The organism is Desulfovibrionales bacterium (assembly GCA_028715605.1).
Taxonomy (GTDB): Bacteria; Desulfobacterota; QYQD01; order QYQD01; family QYQD01; genus QYQD01.
Genome location: JAQURM010000010.1, coordinates 1 through 13797, shown reverse-complemented (window position 1 = coordinate 13797; position 13797 = coordinate 1). Strand labels below are relative to the sequence as shown.

Annotated in this window: 11 protein-coding genes; 7 read left to right on the top strand and 4 right to left on the bottom strand. The window is 52.1% G+C overall.

All coding sequences use genetic code 11. The annotated features are described in order from the left end of the window. The first annotated feature begins 14 nt into the window (after positions 1 to 14). Positions 15 to 1928 (top strand): FAD-dependent oxidoreductase, encoded by a 1914-nt coding sequence (locus PHT49_09780; protein ID MDD5452169.1) that lies wholly within the window; start codon positions 15 to 17, stop codon positions 1926 to 1928. Between the two features lie 218 nt (positions 1929 to 2146). Here PHT49_09780 and PHT49_09775 read toward each other — a convergent pair whose 3' ends face one another. Both PHT49_09775 and PHT49_09770 read right to left on the bottom strand, forming a co-directional pair. Beyond that, positions 2147 to 4414, bottom strand: coding sequence for a response regulator (locus PHT49_09775; GenBank protein MDD5452168.1), 2268 nt, complete (start codon positions 4412 to 4414; stop codon positions 2147 to 2149). Between the two features lie 4 nt (positions 4415 to 4418). Then, positions 4419 to 6851 carry a histidine kinase dimerization/phosphoacceptor domain -containing protein gene (locus PHT49_09770; protein ID MDD5452167.1) on the bottom strand — a complete coding sequence of 811 codons (2433 nt, stop codon included), beginning with the start codon at positions 6849 to 6851 and terminating at the stop codon, positions 4419 to 4421. Positions 6852 to 7378: 527 nt separating this feature from the next. On the opposite strand from PHT49_09770, the gene cbiR reads away from it, so the two are divergent. Genes cbiR through PHT49_09740 form a run of 6 tightly spaced genes read left to right on the top strand, consistent with a single transcriptional unit; the run spans position 7379 to position 12482 of the window. Next, positions 7379 to 8197 carry a cobamide remodeling phosphodiesterase CbiR gene (gene cbiR, locus PHT49_09765; protein MDD5452166.1) on the top strand — a complete coding sequence of 273 codons (819 nt, stop codon included), beginning with the start codon at positions 7379 to 7381 and terminating at the stop codon, positions 8195 to 8197. Continuing rightward, positions 8194 to 8712, top strand: a complete 519-nt coding sequence (cobU, locus tag PHT49_09760; protein MDD5452165.1) for a bifunctional adenosylcobinamide kinase/adenosylcobinamide-phosphate guanylyltransferase — start codon at positions 8194 to 8196, stop codon at positions 8710 to 8712. Before cbiR ends, cobU begins: the two co-directional genes overlap by 4 nt. A gap of 15 nt (positions 8713 to 8727) precedes the next feature. Continuing rightward, the gene (gene cobT / locus PHT49_09755) at positions 8728 to 9801 is read left to right on the top strand and encodes a nicotinate-nucleotide--dimethylbenzimidazole phosphoribosyltransferase (GenBank protein ID MDD5452164.1); all 1074 of its coding nucleotides are present in this window, start codon (positions 8728 to 8730) and stop codon (positions 9799 to 9801) included. Continuing rightward, positions 9794 to 10525: an adenosylcobinamide-GDP ribazoletransferase gene (cobS, locus tag PHT49_09750; GenBank protein MDD5452163.1), complete on the top strand. Its 732-nt coding sequence runs from the start codon at positions 9794 to 9796 to the stop codon at positions 10523 to 10525. The genes cobT and cobS overlap by 8 nt, the downstream gene beginning before the upstream one ends. Continuing rightward, positions 10522 to 12015 (top strand): cobyric acid synthase, encoded by a 1494-nt coding sequence (locus tag PHT49_09745; protein MDD5452162.1) that lies wholly within the window; start codon positions 10522 to 10524, stop codon positions 12013 to 12015. Before cobS ends, PHT49_09745 begins: the two co-directional genes overlap by 4 nt. After that, on the top strand, positions 12012 to 12482 hold the full coding sequence (locus tag PHT49_09740) for an N-acetyltransferase (GenBank protein ID MDD5452161.1): 471 nt from the start codon (positions 12012 to 12014) through the stop codon (positions 12480 to 12482). Before PHT49_09745 ends, PHT49_09740 begins: the two co-directional genes overlap by 4 nt. A gap of 184 nt (positions 12483 to 12666) precedes the next feature. Here PHT49_09740 and PHT49_09735 read toward each other — a convergent pair whose 3' ends face one another. After that, a complete protein-coding gene (locus tag PHT49_09735) occupies positions 12667 to 13362 on the bottom strand; it encodes an ABC transporter ATP-binding protein (GenBank protein MDD5452160.1) in 696 nt (231 codons plus the stop codon). Continuing rightward, on the bottom strand, positions 13363 to 13797 hold a 435-nt coding region (locus PHT49_09730; protein ID MDD5452159.1), incomplete at its 5' end, for an ABC transporter permease.

The window sequence follows — 13797 nt, the reverse complement described above, 5'->3', positions numbered from 1 at the left end:
CCAGGAGAAGCCCCATGTACTTTCCCCGTCTCTTTACGCCAGGAACTATCGGGACCTGTAATCTGCGCAATCGTATTATCATGCCGCTCTATCCCACCAAGTATGCTGCTGAAAGCAAGGTAAACGACAGGATAAAGGCCTTTTATCAGGTTCGAGCCAGGGGCGGAGTGGCCCTGATCGTGCTGGACTGCCCCTGTCTGGATTATCCCCGCGCCTATAAGGGACCACAGGAACTGCGCTTTGACACAGAAGAGTATGCGTCTGGCATCGCCGGGCTGCTGGACATAATCCACGCCGAAGGCGCCAGGGCCTTTATGCAGCTCAATTATCCCAAAGAAAGAATCTTCAATAAAAAGGTCCCCGGAGCCAGAAAAAAAGGAGAAAGCTGGGTCGTTCCCCTGGCCAATGCCATGTCGCGGGAGGAGGCCACAGAGATAATAGAGGTTATGGCTGCCGGGGCTAAAAGGGCCATGGAGGTCGGCTACGACGGAGTAGAGATACAGGCCAGTTACGGCGATTTGATCGCCCAGCTCCTTTCGCCGCTTCTCAACAAGCGCACGGATGATATGGGCGGGCCTGTGGAAAATCGCTGCCGTTTTTTAACCCGGCTGATCGAAAAAACAAAACAATGTGCCGGCCGGGATTTCCCGGTAATGGTAAAACTGGTCTGTGATGAATTTGTCCCCGGTGGCCTGACTGTAAATGAGGCCGTATCCATGGCCAGATTGATAGAAAAGGCCGGCGCTGATGCCATCATGGCTAATGCCGGCAATAAGGCTACCAAGTTTGTTACCATACCCGGGCATGACTGTGCACCGGGTCTGCTGACAGAGACCGCCGCCCGGATTAAAGCCGCCGTTAACCTGCCGGTCATAGCCATCGGTAAGATAAATACACCGGCCCTGGCGGAAGAGATTATCGCCTCAGGCAAGGCCGATTTCGTGGCTATGGCCAGGGCCTTAATAGCCGATCCGGATCTTCCCAATAAGGCCGCGTCTGGAAATATTGCCGGTATAAGGGCCTGCACCTATTGCTTAGAAGACTGCGCCGACAAAGGAGTACCGGGCTTAGGCCGCGCCTGCACCGTTAATCCCTTTGCCGGTTTTGAATATCGCTGGGATGTGCTTCCGGTCACAGTAAAGAAAAAAATCCTGATTGTCGGAGGCGGCCCGGCCGGCATACAGGCCGCGGTCATAGCCAGTCAGAGGGGGCACAGAGTAGAACTCTGGGAAAAAGAGGCCGAGCCCGGCGGCCAACTACTTTTAGCCGACAAGGCCCCATTCAAAGAAGAGATGTCCGGGGCCTTACGCTACCTGATACATTCCTTAAAACAAAGCACTGCTCAGGCCCGCCTTAACTACCCGGGCGCAGTAGAAAATATAGTCAATATGGCGCCGGACGCGGTTATAGTGGCTACCGGGTCACATCCGATACGTCCACCGATTCCCGGTATGGATTCCGGTATCGTGGTTGACGCCCGGGAGCTTTATGCCAAAAAGGTTCTCCCCGGTCGGAAAATAGTGATTATCGGCGGAGGTGATATCGGGTGTGAAACTGCGGATTGGCTGGCTGAGCCGGGCAGGGAGGTAACCGTGGTTGAGATGCTGCCGGAGGTATTGGGCCGAATGAAAGATATTCCCCGGGCGCGCCTGCTAGCCAGACTGACCAATAAAGGGGTGAACATACTTACGAATACCCGGGTTACAGAGATTAGCGAGGCTATAGTTTCCCTGGAAAAAAAGGACGGTCAGAGACTCCGGATTGAGGCAGATCAGGTGATACTGGCCGTTGGCGCGCGATCGCAAAACAGCCTGGCAGATGAACTTAAGGGAAAAATTAAAGAGGTAATAGCTATTGGTGATGCCTCTCAGCCGGGCAATCTTGGCTCGGCGTTGAGAGGCGCCACCGAGGTAGCGCTTAAAATCTGAAGTCGGAATTCAGAATACAGGAGACAGAAGTCAGAATAATTCCGTATTCTGAGGTTCTTGCAAAAATCGTCACACCGGTGAAAACCGTTGTCCAGAGGCATCTAAACTGCTTGAAATTACTGGATTCCGGCTTTCGCCGGAATGACAAGAACGCCATTTACAAGACTTTTGCAAGAGGCTCTTCTGTATTCTGAATTCCGATTCCTATATTCTGCTCATCACTTCTTATCCAGAACCTCCCTTACCTTGCAGGAAAGGCCTCCCATGTTAAAAGGCTTCTGAATAAACCCGCTGCATCCCCGTTCCAAAATCTTGGAGGCTTCGCCACTAATGCTGTATCCACTGGAAAGGAGAACTTTTATACCCGGGTCGATCTCCTTCAACCGGTCATAGGTCTCACCGCCCCCTGTATCCGGCATGATCATATCCAGAATGACCAGATCAATCCCACCCTTATTTGCCTTATAAATATCGACCGCTTCTTCTCCGTCTCTGGCTATGAACACCTTATAGCCCAATTCTTCCAACAATTCCCGGCCTACATTCCGGATCATCTCTTCATCATCTACAAACAGGATGGTCTCTGTTCCCTTTACCATCTTTACGGACATCTCCTTTTCCCTTACGACCTCCTTTTCTGATGCCGGTAAATAGATAGTAAACGTCGTGCCATGGCCCTTTTCGCTATAGACATTGATAATACCACCGTGATTCTTTATAATTCCATAGACCGAAGCCAATCCCAGCCCGCTGCCCCGGCCCATCTCCTTGGTAGTAAAGAAAGGCTCAAATACGCGTCTCCGGATTGTTTCATCCATACCAACACCCGTATCGGTAATAGATATCCTGGCATATCTCCCCGGTCGGACCTTGTAGGGCTTGCTGTAGCTTTCATCCAGGATGACATTATTTGTCTCTAAATATATATCCCCGCCCGCCGGCATAGCATGCCAGGCGTTCACATAAAGGTTCAAAAGCACCTGCTCGATCTGGCCCCGGTCGGCCTCTACGGTACAGAGATCAGGATCATATTTCTCTCTGATGGTAATCTCTTTCTTGGTGCGGCCGAACATGACGGAGCTGTTTCTCATTATCTCGTTTACGTCAAGCGGCTTAACATTATATTTCCCGCGGCGGGCAAACCCTAAAAGCTGAGCGGTCAGATCAGACCCGCTTCTGACCTGTTCTTCGATCTGTTTTAGCTTGCTATAATGGGGATGGCTTGAATCGAGATCGCTTAGCATCAAGGATGCATATCCCGCCACCACCATGAGAAGGTTGTTAAAATCATGGGCAATACCACCGGCCAGGGTACCGATGGCCTCCATCTTCTGGGCCTGGAGCAGTTGAGTTTCAAGGTGTTTCTTGTCGGTAATATCGATCATGGCGCCCTCAATGTAACCATCTTCCGGATAGGCCCTGGCCGTTATCATCAGGTCTATTTTTTCTCCATCCTTGCGGGTGACCTGTATCTCAAAATCAGAGACCGTGCCGCATTCCTCCAACTTCCGCAACAACTCCGTCCTTCTCTCCGGTGAATAACGCTCGCCAAATACAAATTCAGTGGTTAGCCCCTCAATCGAGCTATAACCCAAAATGTCGGCAGCCAGTTGGTTTGCCATGATAATCTTGCCGTCACTGATCCGGCTGCGGTACAGGCCCACCAGGGCCGTCTCATACAGGCCGCGGTAACGCTTCTCTGATTCCTGAAGGTCCCGTTCCGCCTTCCTGCGTTCCCGGATGTCGCGGAAGACCAGAACTACCCCGATGATGTCGCCTCTGGCATCCCTGATAGGCGCACCGCTATCGTCAATTGGTATCTCAACCCCATCACGAGCTACCAATAAAGTATGATTGGCCAGACCGACGACCACACCCTTTCGCAGCACCTTAGTTGCAGGATTCTCGACCGGCCCGCGTGTCTCTTCATTTATAATATTAAAGACCTCGGCCAGGGCCTTTCCGGCTGCGCCTCCCTCCTCCCATCCGGTCAGGGATTCGGCAACGGGATTCATGAACCTGACATGCCCTTGGGCATCCGTAGCAATCACTGCATCGCCGATACTCCCGAGGGTGGTAGAAAGCCACTCTTCGCGTTCCCTTAATCTATTCTCCATCTTGTGTTTGTACAGGGCCATCTCAATGGTCGTGCGTAATTCTCTATCTTCGAACGGCTTGACAATGTATCCTAACGGCTCGGTTACCTTTGCCCGGTCCAGGGTCCTTTCGTCGGCGTAGGCAGTAAGATATACGACCGGGATGTTGAAGCACAAACGTATCTGGTTGGCCGCCTCAATCCCGTCTATCTCACCCTTCAGCACAATGTCCATCAGCACCAGATCCGGTTTATACTCTTCCGCCTTTTTAATAGCCTCCTGTCCGGATGATACCACTGATGAGACCGTATATCCCAAACTCTCCAGGCTGCCGCGTATGTCTTCGGCAACAATTCCTTCATCTTCAACCACTAAGATTTTTGTTTCCATGGTCTTAAATCCTTTTTGCATACGTTGTTTTTTTAAAGTCTATCCTGAACTTAGTCCCTTCACTTCTATCCAGGTCTATCCGGCCGTCGATCTGATCGGTCAGAATCTTAACCAGTTTCAGACCCAGTGACCCGCTGTTTGTCAGGTCCCAATCCCCCGGCAGGCCGACACCATTATCGGCAACCGTCAGCTCCATCGCACCTTCATCTGATGTGCGGAGCGTAATCTCTATCTCACCCGCTTTTTCTTCCGGAAAGGCATATTTCAGGGAATTGGAAACCAGTTCATTTATAATCAATCCACACGGGATAGCAACATCAACTCCAAGCATGATGTCCTCAATATTCGTTTTTAATGCTATTTTGTCCGTATTAACTCCATAGGACCGGAACAGACCATTTAACAGGAGACCGACGTATTCATGAAAATTAATGCTCGCCAGGTCCTTGGATTGATAAAGCTTTTCATGGACAAGGGCCATCGACTTTATCCGGTTCTGGCTCTCTTTAAAAATCTCCACATCCCCTTTGTCCTGCACATATTGGGACTGAAGTTTGAGCAGGCTGGAAATTACCTGCAGGTTGTTTTTAACCCTGTGGTGGATTTCCTTCAGGAGCACCTCCTTCTCTCTAAGCGAGTCCCTGACCTGCTCCTCCGTCCGCTTCCGCTCGGTGATGTCCACATTGACTTCCGCAATCAGCCATTGCCCCTCCTCGCTCTGAAATGGTATGGTGGTAACCTGTACCGGCCTGTTGCCTTCCTTGACCAGCGTTTCTTCGGTGACGGTGATGGACTTTGTCTCCAGGGCCCTAGGGATCCCGCAACCAGGACACATCTCGCTTAGGCCCATAAAATATTCGTAACACTTTCTTCCGGTCGGATCGCCGTATATCTTACCCCACTCCGGATCTATATAACGAACGCTAAAATCTGAATCGATAATGTCAAGGCCGGTTTTTGTAGCGCCCAGGATGAACTCCATTTGTTGTTTTAAGGTCCCAATATCCTTTTCCGCCCGCTTGCGGTCCGTTATGTCGCGCAAGAATTCCACCACCATTCTGGGACGGCCGTCTTCATAGCGGGCGGCCACACTGGCCGTACCCCAGAAGACTCGCGGGATACCGTTACCCCTTGTAATCTCCTTCTCAAATTCGTGCACCCGGCCGTCCTCGAAACACTCTTTTACTACACACTTATCGCAAATGCGTTCGCGGCCGTGATAGGCAAAATAGCACTTTTTACCTACCAGATCCAGCCCGAACATGGCCCTGGCCACATCGTTGCCCCATACGATATTAAAATGTTCGTCCACCATAATCATCTGATCCGTCACCGAATCGACAATACCGGCGAGTTTCCCCTCGCTTTCCCGTAGCGCCTCTTCCGCCCGCTTACGTTCAATGACCTTCTGCTTTAACTCTTCGTTCCTCCGTCTGAGTTCGGCTGCATTTTTCTTTTCAATTTTATAAAAAGTAAATCCCCCGGCCGCAAACAGCAATATAACCAGTCCGGCAATGGTTATCTGCCCTGCGGCATGTCTGTAAAGGGGGCGGGTGATCTCGGAATAATCCATAGAAACGCCGACAGACCACAACTCATTACCGATATGCACCGGGGCATAAGCTATAAGTCTCTTGCCAGATGTCGGACACTCATAAACACCGGCGCCCTCTTCTCCACGCCCCGCCTTCTCTACAATATGTTCTAAGGCTGACCAGTCATGTCCGGGAAACTTACTTTTTCTTACAGTTATGATATGCTTACCTAACTGCTTTGAGTCGGGATGGCTCAGAATCGTTCCTTTTTCATCCAACAGCCAGGCATAACCGGCCTTGCCTACCTTGATGGGTTGAATGAAATTTTTAGAAAGGGTGTCCAGGCTGATCATCCAGCGCACCATCCCTATAAACTTATCCCGGCAAGATACCGGCTCCAGGATAGAAATGGCCGGCCGGCCCAGATCGTTGTAAAACCACCCGCTGATATGAGGCTTATGTTCCCGTATGACATGCGCTACGTCCGGTTTATTCCTATGCTCCTTCCCCGGTCTGTCCGCTATAAAGGGATACCGGTGCAGCATAATTCCCCCGCCATCAAGTGTAGTGAGTGCATCAACGTCGCCTTGATGGGTTCCATAAAGAATTTTGAGCGCCTGAATACCATGCGATTCTGTTTGCCGGGTCTTATTTTTGATTGCTTCTTCGATTGCCGGTTCCTTCGCCAGAATCTTTAACTCCCTCGAGAGATGGCCGGCGAACTCTTCCAGTCTGTTTGCAGTAGTCTTCGCAACCGTCAACAGTTGTTGCTGTGTCTGGAAAACCAGGGTCTCCTCAAACTCCCGGTGGGACAGATAGGCGGTGTACAGAAGGATGGCGATACCGGTCAAACCGGCGATAGTGCCTATCACCACCCTGTTGGATAATCCTTTTGTCTCCATATAATTTACTGCCTCATGTTCATCCGGAAACTACTATTTCCGGATGAAGGCTCTCAGCGATCAGCTTTCAGCCGTCAGCATGATTGTTATCCGTTAACCGTTGTCCGACATCTTCTTTCGGTAAACGGTCAACAGTGAACGGTGGATCGGCTTCATGCCGATAGCTGAGTGCTGATTGCTCATCCGGCCTTAGGCCGACCGTAGGCCGAAATTTTTGGATTTCCGGATGAAAACTGCCTCATGACCGCTCAAGGGGAAAAAAGTTATAAAAATTAAGCAAATAGTATTTATACATAAAGGGGCACGAGCTGTCAAAAACTAATTTATCCAAAAATCATTTTCCCTTGACACGGCCTCCGCTACTCAATATGTTAAGCGCCATGTTTTCTGTAGTAGAAAGCCATGTAGGGTGGGCTCCGCCCACCAAACCCACGCTGCGCCGCCAATGATGGTGGGCAAAGCCCACCCTACGACTTCGGTAAGCGAGGTCTTGGCTTCAGCCATCAGCCGCAAACGGTAATTAAATTATGTTTTCTGTAGTAGAACGTGACAAAGGGAATTATTCAACATTTTCCAAAAGCTACCGGCGGCGGTCTCCTTTCCGCCTGGCTACGACCTCGTTTATCTATCCTGACCGTATCCTGCCCAATGCTATGCGCCTTGCCCCCTACCTGGACGAGATGGAGCTAATCCTCTTTGAGAGTAAAAACCTGCCGGACAGGGAGGAAATATCAGATCTCTCCGCTTTGCAGAATAAACAAGGATTATCTTACAATGTGCACCTTCCCCTGGATATTTTCCTCGGGCATCCTTCGGACAAGGCAAGGGGAGAGGGAGTCGCGGCGGTCCATGAGGCCATAGCCCTTACCAAAAGGCTTACCCCTTCCACCTATACGCTGCACTATGTCTGTGATGCTGACTGTGGCAAGAAAAATCTTTCTTTATGGCAGAGACATATCGCTGAAAGCACCGGGAACATCCTGAAGACAGGGATTAAACCGGGCATGATTTCTGTCGAAACCCTCGACTACCCCTTGACCCGGGTAGAGGATATTATCAACGACTTTGGTCTCTCCGTCTGCCTTGATCTCGGCCATATATTGCTCAACGGCGAAGATCCACTGCGTTACCTGGATAAGTATCTGGAAAAGACGGCCATCATCCACCTGCACGGAGTCTATGAAGGCCGTGACCATCTGGGCCTGGATGTCCTGGATGAGGCCGCCCTTTTGGACTGGCTGCGCCTTTTGAAAGGATATACGGGCACGGTCTCTATCGAGGTCTTTTCCTTTCATCACCTCCAGACCTCGCTGGAAATACTGGAAAGGCTATGGGCAAAGGCATGAAGAAGACCATCCTGATAACCGGAGGCTGCCGGAGCGGCAAGAGCCGTTTTGCCCTGGACTATGCCAACCGTCACTTTACAAACCGGCTATACCTGGCTACGGGACAGGCCATGGATGAGGAAATGAAAGAACGAATAAAGGCCCACCAGAAGCAGCGGGGCCAAGACTGGCGCACCGTGGAGGAACCCCTGAATATTGCCGGCGCTATAGAACAGGAGGCGGCAAAGGCCGGTGTCATACTCATTGACTGCGTCACCATGTGGGTCTCCAATATGCTGCTCCGGGATAGGCCCGAAGAAGAGATAATGCGCTCGGTAGGGGCTCTCGCGGAGAGGATGCAAAAATCCCTCTGTTCCTTTATCTTGGTAACCAATGAGGTCGGAGCCGGTATCGTCCCGGAAAACCGGCTGGCCCGGGGATTTCGTGACCTGTCCGGTATGATCAACCAGGCGCTGGCCGCCTGTGCCGATGAAGTTTACTGGCTGGTAGCCGGCATACCGGTCAAAATCAAATAACTGGTAAGGGGAAAAATGACACGTCTTAACGACATTATCGCAAAAATCGAGCCGATCGACCTGGATGCGCTGGAGAAAGCCAGAAATCACACCGCCGAACTGTGCATGCCGCCCCGTGCCCTCGGGAGATTACATGAGATCGGCGAACGGCTGTGCGGCATAACGCGCAGCCTCAATCCTTCCGTCAAAAAGAAAGGTTTTTTGGTCATGGCCGGTGACCACGGGGTAGTTAAAAAAGGTGTAAGCGCTTTTCCCCAGGAAGTTACCGGGGAAATGGTCAAAAACTTTGTCCGGGGCGGCGCCGGCATAAACGCCTTGGCCCGTCAGCTTACTGCCGAGGTGCTGGTGGTTGATATGGGTATCGTCCCGGATTTGCCGGATGTCATCCAGGGAGAAAATCGTTTTATAAAAAAAAGGATCGCGGCGGGAACGGATGATTTTACAAGCGGTCCGGCCATGAGCCGGGAGCAGGCGGAAGAGACTATCCTGGCCGGTTTTGATCTGGCCGCGGCCATGTTTTCCGGGGGAATAACGCTTCTGGGCACCGGCGATATGGGGATCGGGAACACCACTCCATCCAGCGCCATCGGCGCCGTTATTACGGGGCAGTCCGTAGAGGATATGACCGGCCGCGGCACAGGCATATCCGATGCGTCTTTTCAAAAAAAGTGTGAGATTATCAGGGCGGCCATCTCTGTAAACCATCCTGACCCGGCAGACGGGATAGACGTCCTTTCCAAGGTCGGCGGGTTTGAGATAGGCGGCATTGCAGGAATAGTGCTGGCGGCGGCCTATCATAAGAAACCGGTGGTTATCGACGGCCTTATCTCCACGGCCGGCGCGCTGATTGCCCATACGCTCTGCCCCCTTGTCTCTCAATATGCCTTTGCCGGACACTGTTCTGTGGAGCAAGGACATAAGCACATGTTGACCCACCTCGGTCTTGCGCCTATCGTAAATCTCGATCTGCGTCTCGGGGAAGGGACGGGAGCAGCCCTGGCCATGCACATTATCGAGGCGGCCTGCCGGGTCTTTAATGAGGTGCACACCTTTAGACAGGCCGAAGTCAGTAAGGGGAATAATGGGTAATTTCTTTGCGGCCCTTACCTTTTTAACCGTCCTGCCTGCACCCCGGACCCAAGGACAGATAGGAGCCGGGACGCTGCCGTGGTTTCCGGTCGTCGGTCTGGTGATCGGCGGCCTTATTTTTCTCTTCGATTATATCCTGCTCCGCCTCTTCCCGGTCCAGATAACCGCTCTTTTCTCCGTCCTCTTTCTAGCGGCTATTACCGGAGGCATTCACCTGGACGGCCTGGCCGATACGGCAGACGGCCTCTTTTCCCATCGCTCGCGGGAAGATGCCCTGCGCATTATGAAGGCCAGCGACATCGGGGCCATGGGGGCTATGGCCTTATTCTTTATCCTGGGCCTGAAATGGGCGGCCCTGGCCAACCTTCCTCGCGGCGGAGAGGCCTCCTGGGCCTGCCTCGTCTTGCCTGCGGCATACGGCCGGGCGGCTATGCTTTTCGGGACATATTTCCTCCCTTATGCCCGAAAAGAAGGGGGAACCGGAAGGGACTTTGTCAGTAAGGAAGGGGTTACTAGGTTCCTCCTGGTAGCGCCGCTTATGGGACTCCCCCTCCTGGTAGGGCTAAAAACCTTCCTGTGGATGAACGGCATATTCCTGCTGATGACCGCCGCGGTCCTGGCCTTTTATAAGAAGAAGATCGGCGGCATAACCGGAGACATGCTGGGCGCGCTCAGTGAGCTGGTAGAGACCGCGCTTTTTTTAACCGGGGTATTTTTGCCATGAAAAAACACCGGGCTAAGGCACTGATGATCCAGGGGACAGGCTCCGGCGTGGGAAAGAGCGTTCTCGTTGCCGCCTTTGGCCGGATACTTAAGGAAATGGGCATTAATGTTGCTCCTTTCAAGGCCCAGAATATGGCCCTAAATTCCTACGTCACGGCCGATGGCCTGGAGATGGGCCGGGCCCAGGTCTATCAGGCCGAGGCCTGCGGTCTTCAGCCGGACGTGCGCATGAACCCCATCCTCCTAAAACCCTCGGACGACAACTGCTCGCAGGTCATCCTCCTGGGCCGGCCGGACGGCAATCGTAATGCCCAGGATTATTACCGCCGCTATAAGAGACATCGTGAAATAGTGCAGAAGGCTTATGACGAACTGTCCCGGGAGTATGAGGTAATAGTGATCGAAGGGGCGGGAAGCCCGGCGGAAATTAACCTGCAGGACCGCGATCTGGTTAATATGCAAATGGCGCAATATGCCGGGGCCAGGGTACTCATTGTCGGCGACATTGACCGGGGCGGGGTCTTTGCCTGGATGAAGGGCACCTATGACCTTATCCAGGCGGAGTATAAACCCCTGGTCAGGGGGTTCCTCATAAATAAATTTCGCGGTGACCGGGCCCTGCTGGAGCCGGGGATAGAGATGTTTGAAAAAAGCATCAACTTGCCGGTTCTGGGCGTTTTTCCTTATTTTCGCGATATCTGGGTGGATGAAGAAGATGCCATTCCGCCGCAGGTCGGAAAATTCGAGGTCGATACGGGAAAAGTAGTGATCGGTGTAGTTGTGCCCCCGCGCATCTCCAATTTCACGGATTTTACCCCTTTAACGCTGGAACCGGATGTCTCCCTGCGCTTTCTCCGCAGTCCGGCCGAGATTGATCTCTGTGACTGCCTGATCCTGCCCGGCAGCAAGGCTACTCTGGCCGATGCCGTACATCTTCGGAAGCAGGGCTGGGATGCGCGCATAACGGAGGCCTGCGCCAGGGGCACAGCCATCGTCGGTATCTGCGGCGGCTATCAAATGTTAGGAGAAAAACTGTTTGATCCCTTCGGGACCGAGAGCGACGTCCGGGAGACAGAGGGACTGGGGCTTCTACCGGTAGAAACCACTATAGAGCGCGAGAAGGTCTTGCGTCAGGTCTGCCATCGGACGCTTTCTTCGCCCGTCTTTCCCGCCGGTACAAGTGTCTTCGGATATGAGATACACATGGGCCGGACAAGAATAAAAGACCGCATCCTGCCGCTGGTTGACACCCCGGAGACCGCGATAGCGGTCATGTCAGGCCATAGCCCGGTCTTAGGCACATACATACACGGCGTCTTCGACAGCGACCAGGCGCGGCGCAGTTTTATCAACTGGCTGCGACGGCAAAAGGGCCTTCCCCCTTATACGTCCGGCTTTTCATACCATCTCTTCCGCCAAGAACAACTGGATAAACTGGCGAGGGTGGTACAGGAAAATTGTGACCTGGAACGGATACTGAGATTGCTATGACCCTGGTTAGAGAAGCGGAGTTAACCGACTTTCCTTTTATACTTCCCTTATCCAGAGATTCATTTTCCCAGTATGGCCACTATGACTTATCCATTGCCAAGTGGTTCCTCACCCCAGGTACTTATACCTTCGTCTATGAAAAGGAGACCAACAGTAAGGTCCGCTGCGGTTTTATTATGTTAGCCATTATGCGGGATGAGCAGGACAAAGAGACTGTGCTGGAGATCATGGCTATTGCCGTCTCAAAGGAGTATCGGCGGCATGGGATCGGGAGTGAACTGATAAGGTTTGCAAGGCAGTTTAAGGAAGACTCAACCGAAAGGGGCAACCCTATGAAGATTAGGCTGTCCGTGGCGGAAACCAACCGGGCCGGTCGCTCCTTCTTTGAAACATGCGGATTTCGCGTTATCGGCGAGGCCCCCTGGCGCTACCCGGCCGGACAGAAGGCCCTGCGCATGGAACTCTAATTCGTGCTCATCTGGAAACTATCGTTTCCGTCTTCACGCTTACAGCGATCAGATGTCAGCCGTCAGCAAAAGGATACGAGAAATAGCATCTTAAGCTGAACGTCGAAGATTCGCCGGTATTGTGGCGAGCTGATAGCTGAGGGCTGATTGCTCCATCCAGAAAACCGGGGTTTTCGGATGGGAACTAATTCGCCTCGGCGCATCTTTGAGAGGGAATAACCTTCCCATCTTTTAGCAAAAGCAGCCAATCTGCGAGCCTGTTTGCCTGCGCTATATCATGGGTGGTTATAACCACAATGGATTTGCCCCTTTCTTTCATCTTCAAAATTATATTCTCTATGATATCTTTATTTTTTTGATCAACGGATGCCGTTGGTTCATCGAGGAAAAATATCTCAGGCTCAATAACCATGGACCTTGCAATACCAAGCCGTTGTGTCTCTCCGCTGGAAAGAAGCCGTGCATTCTGATTCATTTTATGAATCAGGCCGACAAATTCCAGGGCCTCATCCACCTTCGCCTTTATTCCCGGTCCTTTTATCCCCCTTATCCGCAGCCCATAAGCCACGTTCTTAAACACCGTGGCGTTAAATACCCCGACCCTCGGCAACAAAAGGGTTGTCCGACGCCTTAGTTCGATGTCTTTCTTTAAGGCATCCGCTCCTGAGAAATACATTATCTCGCCCTCATCCGGTTCTTCAAGAAGGGCACATATCCTTAAAAACGTTGACTTGCCGCTGCCGTTAGGACCCATCAGCACATAAGTACCGCTCTTATCAAAGGAAAAGGAGCAGTCTCCAAGAACAGGCTCCCTGTTATAGTTTTTGCAGATATTGAAGGCCGTCAATCTCAGGTCGAAGGCCCGCCGGGACGTACTCATTTACCTCGCCACCATTCCCTTTTTTTGAATTAAATAGAGGGCCGCGTTTATAATTAATGAGATGGTTAAAAGTATCATCCCCAGGGCCAGGGCAAGCTCAAAATTTCCCTTATCCGTCTCAAGCGCTATGGTCGTCGTCATAACCCTGGTATAGCCTGCGATATTTCCGCCCACAATGAGTATCGCGCCCACCTCTGCCATTACCCTTCCGAAGGCGGCAGTTATCCCGGACATTATCCCGTAGCGGGCCTCATTGATTACAGTGAGTGTTATCTGAAAAGGCGTAGCCCCGAGTGCCCGGGAGGCCTGTCTGATAATAGGATCTACACTTACAATAGCCGAGTGGCAAAGAGAGGCCACAATGGGAAAAGCGAGGATGCTCTGGGCTGTCACCATTGCTGACGGAGTATAAAGTAATCCCATGAATCCAAGCGG